This window comes from Pseudomonas neuropathica, from assembly GCF_051174785.1.
Classification (GTDB): domain Bacteria; phylum Pseudomonadota; class Gammaproteobacteria; order Pseudomonadales; family Pseudomonadaceae; genus Aquipseudomonas; species Aquipseudomonas neuropathica_A.
In genome coordinates, this window is sequence record NZ_CP195111.1 from 1,543,274 (window position 1) to 1,559,533 (window position 16,260).

At 59.2% G+C, this 16,260-nt stretch carries 12 protein-coding genes; 5 read left to right on the plus strand and 7 right to left on the minus strand.

Annotated elements, in window-relative coordinates; all coding sequences use genetic code 11:
• From hisC to mtnA, 5 genes are all read right to left on the minus strand, one after another.
• A complete protein-coding gene (hisC, locus tag ACRRSD_RS06960) occupies window positions 1–1,113 on the minus strand; it encodes a histidinol-phosphate transaminase (RefSeq protein WP_435037610.1) in 1,113 nt (370 codons plus the stop codon).
• Window positions 1,114–1,126: 13 nt separating this feature from the next.
• Window positions 1,127–2,221, minus strand: coding sequence for a prephenate dehydratase (gene pheA, locus ACRRSD_RS06965; RefSeq protein WP_007908404.1), 1,095 nt, complete (start codon window positions 2,219–2,221; stop codon window positions 1,127–1,129).
• Entirely contained in the window at window positions 2,221–3,306 is a 1,086-nt protein-coding gene (serC, locus tag ACRRSD_RS06970) for a 3-phosphoserine/phosphohydroxythreonine transaminase (RefSeq protein ID WP_435037611.1), read from the minus strand. Before serC ends, pheA begins: the two co-directional genes overlap by 1 nt.
• Window positions 3,307–3,529: 223 nt before the next feature.
• Window positions 3,530–6,304, minus strand: coding sequence for a DNA gyrase subunit A (gyrA, locus tag ACRRSD_RS06975; protein WP_435037612.1), 2,775 nt, complete (start codon window positions 6,302–6,304; stop codon window positions 3,530–3,532).
• A 423-nt stretch (window positions 6,305–6,727) separates the two neighbouring features.
• A complete protein-coding gene (mtnA, locus tag ACRRSD_RS06980) occupies window positions 6,728–7,804 on the minus strand; it encodes an S-methyl-5-thioribose-1-phosphate isomerase (RefSeq protein WP_435037613.1) in 1,077 nt (358 codons plus the stop codon).
• A gap of 108 nt (window positions 7,805–7,912) precedes the next feature.
• Between mtnA and ACRRSD_RS06985 the strand changes: the two genes are divergently transcribed.
• From ACRRSD_RS06985 to ACRRSD_RS07005, 5 genes are all read left to right on the plus strand, one after another.
• Window positions 7,913–9,247: a TRZ/ATZ family hydrolase gene (locus ACRRSD_RS06985; protein ID WP_435037614.1), complete on the plus strand. Its 1,335-nt coding sequence runs from the start codon at window positions 7,913–7,915 to the stop codon at window positions 9,245–9,247.
• Between the two features lie 56 nt (window positions 9,248–9,303).
• Window positions 9,304–10,002 (plus strand): bifunctional 2-polyprenyl-6-hydroxyphenol methylase/3-demethylubiquinol 3-O-methyltransferase UbiG, encoded by a 699-nt coding sequence (ubiG, locus tag ACRRSD_RS06990; RefSeq protein ID WP_435037615.1) that lies wholly within the window; start codon window positions 9,304–9,306, stop codon window positions 10,000–10,002.
• Between the two features lie 4 nt (window positions 10,003–10,006).
• Entirely contained in the window at window positions 10,007–10,678 is a 672-nt protein-coding gene (mupP, locus tag ACRRSD_RS06995; RefSeq protein ID WP_095048567.1) for an N-acetylmuramic acid 6-phosphate phosphatase MupP, read from the plus strand.
• Between the two features lie 76 nt (window positions 10,679–10,754).
• Complete coding sequence (locus ACRRSD_RS07000; RefSeq protein ID WP_025113079.1) at window positions 10,755–11,495, plus strand: YciK family oxidoreductase; 741 nt, start codon at window positions 10,755–10,757, stop codon at window positions 11,493–11,495.
• 361 nt (window positions 11,496–11,856) lie between these two features.
• The gene (locus tag ACRRSD_RS07005; protein ID WP_435037616.1) at window positions 11,857–12,783 is read left to right on the plus strand and encodes a GGDEF domain-containing protein; all 927 of its coding nucleotides are present in this window, start codon (window positions 11,857–11,859) and stop codon (window positions 12,781–12,783) included.
• Window positions 12,784–12,919: 136 nt separating this feature from the next.
• On the opposite strand, the gene ACRRSD_RS07010 is transcribed toward ACRRSD_RS07005, so the two are convergent.
• The gene (locus ACRRSD_RS07010) at window positions 12,920–13,681 is read right to left on the minus strand and encodes a TenA family transcriptional regulator (protein WP_371857736.1); all 762 of its coding nucleotides are present in this window, start codon (window positions 13,679–13,681) and stop codon (window positions 12,920–12,922) included.
• Between the two features lie 79 nt (window positions 13,682–13,760).
• Window positions 13,761–16,220, minus strand: a complete 2,460-nt coding sequence (locus ACRRSD_RS07015; RefSeq protein ID WP_435037617.1) for an EAL domain-containing protein — start codon at window positions 16,218–16,220, stop codon at window positions 13,761–13,763.
• Window positions 16,221–16,260 lie beyond the last annotated feature (40 nt).

The window sequence follows — 16,260 nt, forward strand, 5'->3', positions numbered from 1 at the left end:
TCAACCACGAGCCAGAACCTTGCGCAGCGCTTCGAGGAAGCGGCTGTTTTCCGCCGGCAGACCGATGGTCACCCGCAGGTGGTTCGGCATGCCGTAGTTGGCCACCGGACGCACGATCACGCCTTCGCGCAGCAAGCCCTGGAACACCGGAGCCGCGACCTGACCGAGGTCGACGCAGATGAAATTGCCTTTGGATTCGATCCAGCTCAGACCCAGCTCACGGAAGCCGGCCTGCAACTGCTGCATGCCCGATTCATTGAGCTGACGGCTTTGCGCCAGATATTCCTCATCCTTCAGCGCTGCGCAGGCTGCCGCGAGGGCCAGACTATTGACGTTGAACGGCTGGCGAACGCGGTTCAGCACGTCAGCAACAACCGGAGTCGACAGACCGTAGCCGACGCGCAATGCCGCCAGACCATAGGCCTTGGAGAAGGTGCGCGAAACCAGCAGATTCGGGTAAGCGGCAAGAAAATCCAGACCGTCCGGCAGATCGCTGCCTTCGGCGTACTCGATGTACGCCTCGTCCAGCACTACCAGCACGTGCTCCGGAACATCCTGCAGGAATTCGTCCAGCGCCTCAGCACCGAACCAGGTACCGGTCGGGTTGTTCGGGTTGGCGATAAACACCACGCGGGTATTGGCATCGATTGCCGCAAGCATCGCAGGCAGGTCATGCCCCCAATCCTTGGCCGGCACGACTTTGGCTTGCGCGCCGACCGCCTGAGTGGCGATCGGATACACAGCGAAAGCGTGCTCACTGAACACGGCATTCAGGCCCGGCGCCAGATAGGCGCGCGCGACCAGCTCAAGAATGTCGTTGGAGCCGTTGCCCAGCGTGACCTGGTTCAGCTCGACACGGCACTGCTCGGCCAGCAGCGATTTCAGCGCGAAACCGTTGCCATCCGGATAACGGGTCAGCTCGGCCAGCTCTTCGCGGATCGCCGCCAAGGCTTTCGGACTGGCACCCAGCGGGTTTTCGTTGCTCGCCAGTTTGACGATTTTGGCCGGATCCAGGTCCAGCTCGCGCGCCAGTTCGTCCACAGGCTTGCCCGGAATGTACGGCGAAAGTTGTTGCACGCCCGGCTGTGCCAGAGCGAGGAAGTTGCCACTCATTTGCTACCGCCCCTTAGAGAACTGCTTTCGGGTAGGAACCCAGCACTTTGAGTGCTACTGCTTCCTGACTGATCTTTTCCAATACACCTTTGATCAACGGATCGCGGTGATGGCCGACGAAGTCGATGAAGAACACATAAGTCCATTTGCCGCTGCGCGACGGACGGGTTTCGATGCGCGTCAGGTCGATCCCGTTGTCGTGGAACGGCACCAGCAGCTCATGGAGCGCGCCGGGCTTGTTGCTCATCGACACGATGATCGAGGTCTTATCGTCGCCGGTCGGCGGCACTTCCTGGTTACCGATCATCAGGAAGCGCGTCGAGTTGTCCGGGCGGTCTTCGATCTTCTCGGCCAAACGGGTCAGGCCATACAACCCTGCCGCCATGTCACCGGCAATCGCCGCCGAATTCCACTCGCCTTTAACCCGCTTGGCCGCTTCGGCATTACTGGAAACCGCCACGCGCTCGACATTCGGGTAATGCGCGTCCAGCCACTTGCGGCACTGAGCCAGCGACTGCGCGTGGGAATAGATGCGGCTGATGCTGTCGGTCTTGGTGTTCTCACCGACCAACAGGTGATGGTGAATACGCAGCTCGACTTCGCCACAGATGACCATGTCGTGCTCAAGGAAGCTGTCCAGCGTGTGATTGACCGCGCCTTCGGTGGAGTTTTCCACCGGCACCACGCCAAAATTCACCGCGCCGGCCGCCACCTCACGGAACACTTCGTCGATCGCCGCCATTGGCTTACTGATCACCGCGTGACCGAAATGCTTCATGGCTGCCGCTTGGGTAAAGGTGCCTTCAGGGCCCAGATAGGCCACTTTCAGCGGCTGCTCCAGCGCCAGGCATGAGGACATGATTTCGCGGAACAACCGCGCCATTTCTTCGTTGCCCAGCGGCCCCTGATTGCGCTCCATCACACGCTTGAGCACCTGAGCTTCGCGCTCAGGACGATAGAACACCGGCACTTCGCCTTCGGCCAGCGAGGCCATCTTTACTCGCGCGACTTCCTGGGCGCAACGCGCACGCTCACTGATCAGCTCCATGACTTTGGTGTCCAGAGCGTCGATGCGAACGCGCAGTGCCTTGAGTTCTTGCTCGGACATCAGCCGTGTTCCTTCTCGAATTCAGCCATGTACGCCACCAGCGCGTTAACCGCGGTGATGTCGACGGCGTTGTAGATGGAGGCGCGCATGCCGCCCACAGAGCGGTGGCCTTTTAGATTGAGCAGGCCACGTTCTTCGGCGCCGGCGAGGAACGGCTTGTCCAGACGATCATCGGCCAGACGGAATGGCACGTTCATCCACGAGCGGTCCGACTTGTTGATCGGGTTGCTGTAGAGGCCGCTGGCGTCGATGAAGTCGTACAGCGTGCGCTGCTTGACGTCATTCAGTTTGGCGATCGCTTCGACACCGCCCTGCTCTTTCAGCCACTGGAACACCAGACCGGACAAGTACCAGGCCAACGTCGGCGGGGTGTTGTACATCGAGCCGTTATCGGCCGCGACCTTGTAGTCGAGCATGGTCGGGCACAGCGAGCGCGCCTTGCCCAGCAAGTCTTCGCGGATGATGTTGACGACGATACCGCTCGGGCCGATGTTTTTCTGTGCGCCGGCGTAGATCATGCCGAAACGCGAGACATCGACCGGACGCGACAGAATGTCCGAGGACATGTCGGCCACCAGCGGTACGTCACCGGTTTCCGGGATCCACTGGAATTCCAGACCGCCGATGGTTTCGTTCGGCGCGTAATGAACGTAAGCGGCGTCTTTCGACAGGTTCCACTCGTTCTGGCCCGGAATGGCGAAATAGTCGTAAGGCTTGGCGGTGGCGGCAACGTTGACGTGGCCGTAGCGCGAGGCTTCTTCAATGGCTTTCTGCGACCAGATACCGGTGTCGATATAGTCGGCAGAACCGCCTTCAGGCAGCAGGTTCAGTGGGATCTGCGCGAATTGCTGGCTGGCGCCACCTTGCAGAAACAGCACTTTATAGTTCGACGGGATATTCAGCAGGTCACGCAGATCCTGTTCGGCCTGGGTGGCGATGGACACGAACTCATCACTGCGATGGCTCATTTCCATTACCGACAGACCCTTGCCATGCCAATCAAGGAGTTCACCCTGGGCGCGCTGCAGGACAGCTTCAGGAAGCGCCGCAGGACCGGCGCAGAAGTTATAGGCTCGCTTGCTCACATCCAATCTCGCTCTGATTTGGTGGTATCACATATCAGTCGGCGCCAATCGTGTGTGGGAGCGAGCTTGCTCGCGAAGGCGGACTGACATTCAACAAAGATGTCGCCTGATACTCCGCTTTCGCGAGCAAGCTCGCTCCCACAAGGATCTCCATGGGCGCCGATATTTCATACCGGACAAATAACAAGGGGGCGAATTCTCATCCGCCCCCTCGTTTGTCCGCTTATTCTTGCGGTTCTTCGTCTGCTGCGGCGTCGAGTTGCTGGTCTTCACCGGCATCGTCGCTTACGACAGTGCCTTCGAATTCCTCGCCCTCTTCACCTTCAAGCTCTTCACCCTCAACTTCCGAAGGCTCCTGAACCCGCTCCAGCCCGACCAGGGTTTCATCCTTGGCCAGCTTGATCAGCGTCACGCCCTGAGTGTTACGACCCAGGCTCGACACTTCGTCGACACGGGTACGCACCAGAGTGCCCTGATCGGAAATCAGCATGATCTCTTCACCATCCTGCACCTGAACTGCGCCGACCAGACGGCCGTTACGCTCGTTGCTGACCATGGCGATTACGCCCTGACCGCCACGCTTGTATTCAGGGAACTCGGTGATCGCCGTGCGCTTGCCGTAGCCGCGCTCGGAGGCGGTGAGGATTTCGCTGCCTTCTTCCGGAATCAGCATGGAGATCAGCTTCTGCCCTTCCGGCAGACGCATGCCACGCACACCGCGGGCGGTACGGCCCATGGCGCGAACTTCGGATTCCTTGAAGCGCGTTACTTTGCCGCCGTCGGAGAACAGCATGATTTCCTGCTCGCCATCGGTGATGGCAGCGGAGATCAGGATGTCGCCTTCGTCCAGCTCCAGCGCGATCAGACCAACGCTGCGCTGACGGCTGAAGGCCACCAGCGGAGTCTTCTTCACGGTACCGTTGGCGGTCGACATGAAGATGAACGGCGCTTTCTTGCGGTCGGCAGCCTTGATACGGGCGCGGCGCTCTTCGTCGGTCTCGTTGCTGTTTTCGATTTCTTCTACATCAGCCTCGACGCCTTCGGCTTCTTCTTCATCAGCCTGACGCTTCATGGCTTCGAGATCGACCGGCAGCATGGTGGTGATGTACTCGCCTTCGCTCAATGGCAGAAGGTTGACCAGCGGACGACCACGGGCGGCGCGGGACGCTTCCGGAATCTCGTAGGTCTTGAGCCAGTACACCTTGCCCTTGCTGGAGAACAGCAGCAGCGTGGTGTGGCTGTTGGCAACCAGCAGGTGAGCGATGTAGTCCTCATCCTTGACGCCGGTGGCCGACTTGCCTTTACCGCCACGACGCTGAGCCTGGTACGCAGCCAGTGGCTGGGTCTTGGCGTAGCCACCGTGAGAGATGGTCACGACGCGCTCTTCTTCCGGGATCATGTCACCCAGGGTCAGGTCGAGACGGGCATCGAGGATTTCGGTGCGACGCTGATCGCCGTATTCGGCGCGGATCACTTCCAGCTCTTCGCGGATCACTTCCATCAGGCGCACGGCGCTGTTGAGGATGCGGATCAGCTCGCCGATCTGGTTGAGGATCTCTTGATACTCGGCCAGCAGTTTTTCGTGTTCCAGACCAGTCAGACGGTGCAGACGCAGTTCCAGAATGGCTTGCGCCTGTTCTGGCGACAGGAAGTACTTGCCTTCGCGCAGACCATATTGCGGGTCGAGGTTTTCCGGACGGCACGAATCGGCACCGGCACGCTCAACCATCGCCACCACCGCCGAGGATTCCCAAGGCGTGCTGACCAGTGCTTCTTTTGCTTCCGACGGCGTCGGCGAAGCCTTGATCAGGGCAATCACCGGATCGATGTTCGACAGGGCAACGGCCTGACCTTCGAGGATGTGCCCGCGCTCGCGCGCCTTGCGCAGTTCGAACACGGTACGGCGGGTAACCACTTCGCGACGGTGACGGACGAAGGCTTCCAGCAGATCCTTGAGGTTCAGAATGCGTGGGCGGCCGTCGATCAGCGCAACGATGTTGATGCCGAATACCGATTGCAGCTGAGTCTGGGCGTAGAGGTTGTTGAGGATCACCTCAGGCACTTCGCCGCGACGCAGTTCGATCACGACGCGCATACCGTCCTTGTCGGACTCGTCGCGCAGCTCGGTGATGCCTTCCAGCTTCTTCTCTTTGACCAGCTCGGCGATCTTCTCGATCAGACGCGCCTTGTTCAGCTGGTAAGGGAGTTCGGTGATGACGATCTGCTGACGGCCACCGACCTTGTCGATGTCTTCGATGATCGAGCGGGCGCGCATGTAAATGCGCCCGCGACCGGTGCGGTAGGCTTCGATGATGCCGGCGCGACCGTTGATGATCGCGGCGGTCGGGAAGTCCGGACCGGGGATGTATTGCATCAGTTCATCGACGGTCAGCTCGGGATTGTCGATGAGCGCCAGGCAACCGTCGATGACTTCACCGAGGTTGTGCGGCGGAATGTTGGTCGCCATGCCCACGGCGATACCGCTGGAGCCGTTGACCAGCAGGTTGGGGATACGGGTCGGCATCACTGCCGGGATCATTTCGGTGCCGTCGTAGTTCGGCACCCAGTCCACGGTTTCCTTGTGCAGGTCGGCCAGCAGCTCGTGCGCCAGCTTGGTCATGCGCACTTCGGTGTATCGCATGGCCGCAGCGTTGTCGCCGTCGACCGAACCGAAGTTGCCCTGACCGTCTACCAGCAGGTAGCGCAGGGAGAAAGGCTGAGCCATACGAACGATGGTGTCGTACACCGCGGTATCACCGTGCGGGTGATACTTACCGATCACGTCGCCGACAACACGGGCAGATTTCTTGTACGGCTTGTTGAAGTCGTTGCCCAGCTCGCTCATCGCGAACAGTACGCGACGGTGCACGGGCTTGAGGCCATCGCGCGCATCCGGCAGTGCACGGCCGACGATCACGCTCATCGCGTAGTCGAGGTAGGACTGTTTCAGCTCGTCTTCGATATTGACCGGGAGGATTTCTTTGGCCAGTTCGCCCATGAGAAGCCTGATTCCTTTTTCTGGTGAAACTTCGTCATATCCATGTGGGAGCAACGAAGCTCGTCGGGGCAGGCCGAGTGCCATGCGCCGACTTACGACAAATCAACATTGGATCGCGGATTTGCGCAGTAAAGACAGCTCCGTGGAGCTGCCTCGGAAAACGCCGGATGTTATCACAAGAGCCGCCACGCACCTATCCCCCTGATGCGCATGGAGCATAGTTAGTTGACCGGTGACAGGCTTAACGGGGACGAGAGAGGCTCAGAGCTTCTTTGAATGCGAAATTGGAGCTTGGTTTAGCGATGTTTATTGACTTTTAAGGCCCCTTCGCGAGCAAGCTCGCTCCCACATTGTTCTATGGTGATCACAAAACCTGTGGGAGCGAGCTTGCTCGCGAAGAGGACAACGCAGACATCAAGTCAATCAATGCAGGCGCTTGCGGCACATCAACTGGGCCATTTTCGCGGTATCCGGGCGCTCGACGATGCCCTTTTCGGTGACGATCGCGTCGATGAGATCCGCCGGCGTCACGTCAAACACCGGGTTGAACGCCTCAACATCCGCACCAACGCGCTTGCCGCCGACTTCGAGCAGCTCAGCGCCGTCACGCTCCTCGATCGGAATATCGTCACCGCTGGCCAGATTCATGTCGATGGTCGAACTCGGCGCCACGACCATGAAACGCACGCCGTGGTGCATGGCGTTGACCGCCAATTGATAGGTGCCGATCTTGTTCGCCACGTCACCATTGGCCGTGATGCGGTCGGCGCCGACGATCACCCAGGTCACGCCTTTGGTTTTCATGATGTGGGCAGCGGCGGAGTCGGCATTGAGGGTCACCGGAATGCCTTCGTTGGCCAGTTCCCACGCAGTCAGGCGCGAGCCTTGCAGCCACGGACGGGTTTCATCGGCGTAAACGCGCTCGACCATGCCTTCGAGAAAAGCCGCGCGAATCACCCCCAATGCCGTACCGAAACCACCGGTAGCCAGTGCGCCGGTATTGCAGTGAGTCAGAATCGCCTGGGCATTGCCTTGATGTTTACGGATCAGGTCGACGCCGAGTTGCGCCATGGTCAGATTGGCCTCGCGGTCGCTTTCATGAATGGCGATGGCTTCAGCTTCCAGCGCCGCCAGCGGATCGGCGTTTTCTTTCAGGCGATCCAGACGATCGTGCATACGGCCGAGCGCCCAGAACAGATTGACCGCGGTCGGACGGGAATCGGCGAGCAAAGCGAAATCTTCTTCGAGCGTGGCGTACCAATCGCCACCCTCAGCGATCCGCGCACGTGCCGCAAGGACAATGCCATAGGCCGCACTGATGCCAATCGCCGGCGCGCCACGCACCACCATCGAGCGAATCGCCTCAGCCACGCCAGCGGCGCTGGTGTAGGCGATCCAGGTTTCCTCGAACGGCAAAATACGCTGATCCAGCAGGTGCAGCGCGCCATCTCGCCAATCGATGGCCTTCACTTTCTCCGCAGCCAACAGTCGATCGCGCATCCCACACCCCGCACTCATGAACAAAAGCCGCCGATTATAGCGATCCCCCCGCGAAGACGCTCGGGTATACTTCGCCATCCTTTACAAAAGCACTGGAACCGACCCTCGATGCCGAAACCTGCCATTGCGCTCGACTTATTATTGCTGCCGACCTGGCTGGTACCCGTCGAACCTGCAGGCGTTGTGCTCAAGGAGCACGGCCTGGGCATCCGCGACGGTCGCATCGTGTTTATCGGCCCGCGCGCCGAAGCATTGAAGTGTAACGCCACTGAAGTCCGCGAATTGCCGGATGTTTTGCTCGCTCCGGGCCTGATCAATGCGCACGGCCACGCGGCGATGACGCTGTTCCGTGGTCTGGCCGATGATCTGCCGCTGATGACCTGGCTGGAAAATCACATCTGGCCGGCCGAAGCCAAATGGGTCGATGAAGATTTCGTCCGTGACGGCACTGATCTGGCCATCGCCGAGCAGCTCAAAGGTGGCATCACCTGCTTCTCGGACATGTATTTCTTCCCGAAAGTCGCCAGCGAGCGCGTGCACAACAGCGGCATTCGCGCACAGATCGCCATTCCGATCCTTGATTTTCCGATCCCGGGCGCCAGTAGCGCCGATGAAGCCATTCGTCAGGGCGTCGAGTTGTTCGGTGATCTGAAGCATCACGAACGCATCAAGATCACCTTCGGTCCTCATGCACCGTACACCGTTGGCGACGAGAACCTCGAAAAAATCCGCGTGATTGCCGAAGAACTGGACGCCTCGATCCACATGCACGTCCATGAAACCGCTTTCGAAGTCCAGCAAGCGCTGGAGCAGCGTGGCGAACGCCCGCTCGCTCGCCTCGATCGCCTGGGTCTGCTCGGCCCGCGCTTCCAGGCTGTGCACATGACCCAGATCAGCGATGACGACCTGGCGTTGCTGGTAGAAAGCAACACCAGCGTCATTCATTGCCCGGAGTCCAATCTCAAACTGGCCAGCGGCTTCTGCCCGGTCGAGCGTTTGTGGCAGGCTGGGGTGAATGTCGCGGTCGGCACCGATGGCGCCGCCAGCAATAACGATCTCGATCTGCTCGGCGAAACCCGCACCGCTGCGCTGCTGGCCAAAGCCATCGCCGGTTCCGCCACTGCTCTGGACGCCCATCGGGCACTGCGCATGGCCACTCTGAATGGCGCGCGGGCGCTGGGAATCGAAGCGCAAGTCGGCTCGCTGGAGATCGGCAAAGCCGCCGATATCGTTGCTTTCGACCTGTCCGGTCTGGCCCAGCAACCGGTGTATGACCCGGTTTCGCAGCTTATATATGCAACCGGCCGCGATTGTGTGAAACACCTGTGGGTCGCCGGCAAGCAACTGCTCGACGACCGGCGCCTGACGCGCATGGACGAAGAACAGCTTGGCACTATTGCCCGGGCCTGGGGCCAGCGCATCAGCGGCCACACCGAATCGTAAACACCCCGGCGCTAACGCCGGGGCTACAGCCTTTTTCAAGTTTCAGAGGATTTAACATGAGCAACGTCGACCACGCCGAAATCGCCAAATTCGAAGCCCTGGCCCATCGCTGGTGGGACCGCGAAAGCGAATTCAAACCGCTGCACGACATCAACCCGCTGCGGGTCAACTGGATTGACGAGCGGGTCAATCTGGCCGGCAAGAAAGTCCTCGACGTCGGTTGTGGCGGCGGCATCCTCAGCGAAGCCATGGCCCAGCGTGGCGCCACCGTCATCGGCATCGACATGGGCGAGGCCCCACTGGCCGTCGCGCAACTGCACCAGCTGGAATCCGGCGTCAGCGTCGAGTACCGCCAGATCACCGCTGAAGCCCTGGCCGAAGAAATGCCCGAGCAGTTCGACGTGGTCACTTGCCTCGAGATGCTCGAGCACGTACCCGATCCTTCGTCGGTGATCCGTGCCTGCTTCCGCATGGTCAAGCCAGGCGGTCAGGTGTTCTTCTCGACCATCAACCGCAACCCGAAGGCGTATCTGTTCGCCATCATCGGCGCTGAATACATCATGAAGCTGCTGCCGCGCGGCACCCACGACTTCAAGAAATTCATTCGCCCGTCCGAGCTCGGCGCGTGGAGCCGCATGGCCGGCCTGACCGTCAAGGACATCATCGGCCTGACCTACAACCCGCTGACCAAGCACTACAAGCTGGCCAACGACGTTGACGTCAATTACATGATCCAGACCTTGCGCGAGGAATAAGCCGATGGCCATCAGAGCAGTTCTCTTCGACATGGACGGCACCCTGCTCGACACGGCGCCGGACTTCATCGCCATCTGCCAGGCGATGCGCGCCGATCGCGGCTTGCCGCCGATCAATGACAAGCACATTCGCGACGAGATCTCCGGCGGCGCCAAAGCCATGGTCGCGGTGACGTTCTCGATGGACCCGGAATCGCCGGGCTTCGAAGAACTGCGTCTGGAGTTCCTTGAGCGCTATCTGGTCGGCTGCGCGGTTCACAGCAAACTGTTCGACGGCATGGGCGAACTGCTCGCCGACATCGAAAAGGCCAAGCTGATCTGGGGCGTGGTGACCAACAAGCCGCTGCGCTTTGCCGAACCGATCATGCAGCAACTGGGGCTGGCCGAGCGTTCGGCCCTGCTGATCTGCCCGGATCACGTGAAGAACAGCAAACCGGATCCGGAGCCTTTGATCCTTGCGTGCAAGATGCTTGATCTGGATCCATCGACGGTTCTGTTTGTCGGCGATGATCTGCGTGATATCGAATCGGGGCGCGATGCCGGGACGAAAACCGCTGCGGTGACGTTTGGCTATATCCACCCGGACGATAATCCGCGTCATTGGGGCGCGGATGTGGTGGTGGATCATCCGTCGGAATTGCGCAAGGTACTCGATAGCGCGCTTTGCAGCTGCTGAGACCTGACGCAGAGCGTCATTGGCTGCATCCCCACGCGGAGCGTGGGGAACGATCTGACTCCATGATGAGGTTTTTATGTTTGATTATTCCGCTCGCCCCGAATTGCTCAAGGATCGGGTCATTCTGGTCACCGGTGCCGGTCGTGGCATCGGCGCGGCTGCCGCGAAAACCTACGCCGCTCATGGCGCTACGGTATTGCTGCTGGGCAAGACTGAAGCCAACCTGACTCAGGTCTACGACGAGATCGAAGCGGCTGGCCACCCGCAACCGGCGGTGATTCCATTCAATCTCGAAACCGCCCTGCCCCATCAGTACGATGAGTTGGCGGCGATGATCGAGACTGAGTTCGGCCACCTCGACGGCCTGCTTCACAACGCATCGATCATTGGCCCGCGCACGCCGATCGAGCAGTTGTCCGGCGAAAATTTCATGCGCGTCATGCAGGTCAACGTCAACGCCATGTTCATGCTGACCAGCACCCTGCTGCCGTTGCTCAAGCTGTCGCAGGATGCCTCGGTGGTGTTCACCTCCAGCAGCGTCGGGCGCAAGGGCCGGGCGTACTGGGGCGCCTATGGCGTGTCGAAGTTCGCCACCGAAGGACTGATGCAAACCCTGGCCGACGAAGTAGACGGCGTCGCCCCAGTGCGCTCCAACAGCATCAACCCGGGCGGTACGCGCACCAGCATGCGCGCACAAGCCTATCCGGGGGAAAACCCGCTGAACAATCCGACGCCGGAGGAGATCATGCCCGTGTACCTGTATCTGATGGGACCGGACAGTACCGGCATCAACGGCCAGGCATTCAACGCGCAATAATTGCCATACGTCGCATTTGTTGCCGCGGCAGATTCTTGTCGCGGCACGCATTTGCCGCTTTAGAGCGTCACAATTCAGTCAATTTTCTACCACCCACTTCCCACCTCCCAAGCCAAGCCATTGATTCAAAAAGGTTTAAATAAAAACGAACCGAATGGCACGACTTTCGCTCTAAATTTTCTCAAAACAAGCCGCGTGAAGGCATTGGGGCGAGGCCGATTTCGATAGCTTACTAATCGTCATCCGGCAGACTAGACTTACGCCAAACGTCCTACGGGACTGATGGATCAGTATGACGCGCAGCCCATAGCCGCTCTCACCCAGCCTGTAAGACAGACTTACCGCTAAGGGTTCACGCCATATGAAATCACCCTCCCAGACCAATGCAATTGACTTTGACAGTGCCAAATTGCAACGCCTGGGCTTTGGTCAACTGCCGCCCCTTCTGGAGCGACCGGCCAGTCTGGTGCAATTGCGCCAGCAAATGAGCCTGCAACTGCAAACCAGCCTCGAACCACAACGCATCCTCGGTCTGTTTTTCCGCGAAGTTCAGCGTCTTGTACCGCTGGACGCGCTGAGCTACGTGCACCAGGCCAGCGATCTGCGTCTGGAATTCGGTACCCGCGGCCACCATTCGATCAGCTACAGCCTGAGCCACGAAGGCGAGCACATGGGCGAACTGGTGTTCCGCCGCAATCAGCGCTTCAACGAACAGGACCAGGGCAACCTTGAATCGCTGTTGTCGTCGCTGCTGTACCCGATGCGCAATGCCCTGCTCTACCGCGCAGCCACGCAGAGCGCCCTGCGTGATCCGTTGACCGGCGCTGGCAACCGCATCGCCATGGAGCAGACCTTGCAGCGCGAGATCGACATGTCGCGTCGGCATGTGCAGCCGCTCTCGGTGCTGATGCTCGACATCGATCACTTCAAACGGGTCAACGACAGTCATGGTCACAGCGCCGGCGATGACGTACTTAAAGCCATCGCCGCGACCATCAAGGCGCAGTTGCGCAACGTCGACATGGTATTTCGTTACGGTGGCGAAGAGTTTCTGGTGCTGCTGTCCAATACCGGCCGGGATGCGGCCGCAATGGTCGGCGAACGGTTGCGTTATGCGACGCAGGCAGCTGAATACTATGCGGACGGGCAGTTGATCGAGCTGACCGTGAGCTTGGGCTGCTCGACGTTGCTGCCCGGCGAATCGGCTGACAGTTTGCTGCGCCGCGCCGACAGTGCGCTGTATGTGGCCAAGCGCGAGGGTCGTAACCGATTGGCGATGGCGGGCTAAGGCCTTTCAGGCAACACAAGACAGTGTGGGAGCGAGCTTGCTCGCGAAAGCGGTGTACCAGTCAAAACAATGCTGACTGAGACGCCCCCTTCGCGAGCAAGCTCGCTCCCACATTGGTTTTGCATCAAGCCGAAAATCAGCTCTCGACTACCGCCCTGCGCTCTCGGTTGACCAACAAGCGTTCCGACGTCTCCAGTTGCATGCAGCGCTCCAGAAACAGATACATGTAGTCATAGCTCTTGCACACCGCCTGACGTAGTTCGGCCTGCAAGGCCTTGCTCGGGTTCATCCCGGCCAGGGTGCAGATGATTTCCAGCGCTTCCCAAGGGTGAGCATCATCGTACTGGGCATGCATCTTCAGCCACTTCATTGCGCGCTTGCGATCCTCTTCGGGAAACGCTGCGGCGTACACGCCGGTGGAGCAGACCAGCGCCGACCACTCCCCGGTCGCGCCTTCAATGGCATAGTTGGTGGCGGCGATGGCCACGATCAGCGAATCGGCTGAGCTGGTGTGCCAGCACCAATGACTCAAGGCATGCAGTTCGGGCGGCACATGCTGGGCCTGAAGGTCTTCCAGACTGACGCCATGGGCACGACTCCAATGCACCCAATAATCGGCGTGATTGAGTTCAACGCGGATATTGCGCATCAGCCAGCGCCGCGCCATGTCTTCGCCCGGGTGACGAGCAAACCTGGTTTTGGTGAGGTTCTGCGCCATGTACAACGCGAATTGCTCAACCACCGGCCAGCCCCCGATCAGGTACTGACGCATGGTTCTGGCGCTGAGCTTGTTATCACGCATGCGCAGGTAAAGTTCATGTTCGACAACCCGGCGCTTGCTCTCGCTGCAATCCTCAATGAGCTGTTGCGCCCAGGCAGGATAACTTGCAGCTTCCATGAGTGGTCCGGTTCGGTTGAATGTGTCGATCACTGTTCGGCTCCTTTTGATTTGTGATTGTAAGGATCGGCGAGAGACTTCAACGGAACGTGCCAGGCGCTTTGAATAACAGCGGTTGCGGTCTGGCGGGCCGACTTTGCAAACTGTCACAGGTAAACAACTGTGGACGCTCTATAACATAACCCTGAGCGTAATCCACACCAATTTCAAGCAATGCCTGCTCGATCTGAGTTGTTTCAACAAACTCGGCAATTGTCTGCTTACCCATGACATGCCCGATGTGATTGATCACTTCGACCATTGCGCGGTTAATCGGGTCGTCCAGCATATCCTTTACGAAACTCCCGTCGATCTTCAGGAAGTCTACAGGCAAATGTTTCAGATAAGCGAATGAAGACATTCCGGCACAAAAGTCATCTAAGGAAAAATAGCAACCTAAGCCTTTGAGTTCATTAATAAATCTTATTGCGCTACCCAGATTTGAAATTGCACTGGTTTCTGTAATTTCAAAACAAATCATTTCAGGCGGTATTGCATAGTTAACAAACTGTTCGCGCAGAAAGTGCAAAAACGCGTCATCTCCTATAGTAATGCCTGACAGATTAATCGCACACATTGCTAAAGGCTCTTGATGTTCTTGTGCAATACATTGAGCAATAACCTTGAATACGTTCTGAACTACCCAGCGATCCAGTTGACTCATCAAACCATAACGTTCGGCAGCGGGAATGAAACTGTCCGGCAGAATCATCCGCCCGGCTTCATCATGCAGACGCAGCAGAATCTCGATGTGCCCACCCTTGTTGTCACCCGGCTTGAGCGGCGCGATTTCCTGGGCGTATAGACAAAAACGGTTTTCTTCCAGGGCCATGTGCAGACGTTGCACCCAGGCCATTTCACCGAAGCGCAGCGACAGCTCGGAATCGTCGGCGTGATAGATCTGCACGCGATTGCGGCCCTTTTCCTTGGCCATGTAACAGGCCATATCGGCCGCGCGTAATGAGGATTCAAGGGTCGTCGGGGTCTGCGTAATATGCACAAGCCCAATGCTCACCGTGGTCAGGAATGGTCGCCCCTTCCAGACAAAATGCAGATTCTGCACCGTCTGGCGCAACGCCTCGGCAATCTTTTCCGCCGCTTCCGGTGCGCAGTTCTCCAGCAAAATGCCGAATTCATCACCGCCCAAGCGCGCCAGCGTATCGCCCTCGCGCAGCCCCGATTGCAGCAGCGTGCAAATGTGCCGCAACAGCTCATCACCGGCGGCGTGGCCACAGGTGTCGTTGACCAGTTTGAACTGATCGAGATCAAGGAACATCAGCGCATGCCGCCCAGAGTGGCGCGTGAGATTGTGCAGCGCCTGCTCCAAGCGATATTCGAACTCGCGGCGGTTGGCCAGCCCGGTCAGCGCGTCATGGGTGGCCTGCCATGACAGATTGGCAATGTATTGCCGCTCCTGAGTCATGTCGTGCAACACCAGCACCGTGCCGCTGACCTTGCCGGCATTGCGGATCGGCGCGCCGACCAGCGTCACCGATAACGTCGTGCCATCGAGGCGCTGGATCAGTTTCGAATGCTCACTGCCGCCACTGAGCTGGCCGCTGAGAATGTGCTCGATCAGGGTCAGCCCCTCGGCCTGGGCATTGTCGTCGAGCAAATTGAACAGCGCGGCCAGCGGCAGGCCGGCCGCCTGCTCGGCCTTCCAGTGGGTCATGGCCTCGGCGGCAGGGTTCATGTAATCGATGGCACCGCTGACATCGGTGGTGATGACGCCATCACCGATCGAATGCAACGTGACGTGCGCCCGATCCTTCTCCAGTTGCAGTGCCTCGGCAAAGGCATGACGTTGCTTGAGCAATTTGTGGGTGCGCCACAAGGCCAGCACGATCAGCCCCAGCGCCGTGGCCAGATTGGTGAGCAACAATAGCCGCAGAATCATCCGCGAGCCTTCGCCCAGGGCATCGCTGAAGGCTTTCGCCGCCGGGGTCACGCCATCGTTGATGGCAAAAATCCGTGCCTTCCAGCGCTGGATATCGGCGCTGTTGGCGGTGTTTTGCGAAATACTGCGGTGCATCTCCTGCGCCACGTCATCCAGTTCGACCAGATAGGCATCACCGACGGTCCAGCGATCGATGGCGGTTTCCAGATAACTGAAATGACGGAAGTTGAGGTACAGCCAGATCAGGCTGGAGACGTCATCCGGGTGGTTGCCACCCTTGAGAATACCTTCGCGCGCCGCGGCCAGATCCGGCGGTTGATGATCCAGCGCCAGACGCAACTGATGCCCGCCTTGTGGCACGGCGATCGCGTTGCGGTATTTGAGGAAGATCGCCTCGTCACGGCTGTCGGCGTACAGATTGAGGTAATAGATCGCGTCTTTCTGGCCCTTGGACCAGAGACTTTCGCCGGCAACGTAACCGCGAACGGCCGAGAGCACGTAAAGACTCACGCCGCCCAATAACGCCTGGAACAACACGACGGCAATAAATGGCCAGACGATGCCCAACAACCGTGGCGTTCCGAGAGTCCGCTTTTGCTTCATGAGATCCCTTGCGCAAGCACTGCCAGATGAACACCGAAAA

Bases quoted from the DNA above. Each gene is read 5' to 3' on its own strand.
- hisC (WP_435037610.1), bottom strand. From the start codon at position 1,113: ATGAGTGGCAACTTCCTCGCTCTGGCACAGCCGGGCGTGCAACAACTT.
- pheA (WP_007908404.1), bottom strand. From the start codon at position 2,221: ATGTCCGAGCAAGAACTCAAGGCACTGCGCGTTCGCATCGACGCTCTG.
- gyrA (WP_435037612.1), bottom strand. From the start codon at position 6,304: ATGGGCGAACTGGCCAAAGAAATCCTCCCGGTCAATATCGAAGACGAG.
- mtnA (WP_435037613.1), bottom strand. From the start codon at position 7,804: ATGCGCGATCGACTGTTGGCTGCGGAGAAAGTGAAGGCCATCGATTGG.
- ACRRSD_RS06985 (WP_435037614.1), top strand. From the start codon at position 7,913: ATGCCGAAACCTGCCATTGCGCTCGACTTATTATTGCTGCCGACCTGG.
- ubiG (WP_435037615.1), top strand. From the start codon at position 9,304: ATGAGCAACGTCGACCACGCCGAAATCGCCAAATTCGAAGCCCTGGCC.
- mupP (WP_095048567.1), top strand. From the start codon at position 10,007: ATGGCCATCAGAGCAGTTCTCTTCGACATGGACGGCACCCTGCTCGAC.
- ACRRSD_RS07000 (WP_025113079.1), top strand. From the start codon at position 10,755: ATGTTTGATTATTCCGCTCGCCCCGAATTGCTCAAGGATCGGGTCATT.
- ACRRSD_RS07005 (WP_435037616.1), top strand. From the start codon at position 11,857: ATGAAATCACCCTCCCAGACCAATGCAATTGACTTTGACAGTGCCAAA.
- ACRRSD_RS07010 (WP_371857736.1), bottom strand. From the start codon at position 13,681: ATGGAAGCTGCAAGTTATCCTGCCTGGGCGCAACAGCTCATTGAGGAT.
- ACRRSD_RS07015 (WP_435037617.1), bottom strand. From the start codon at position 16,220: ATGAAGCAAAAGCGGACTCTCGGAACGCCACGGTTGTTGGGCATCGTC.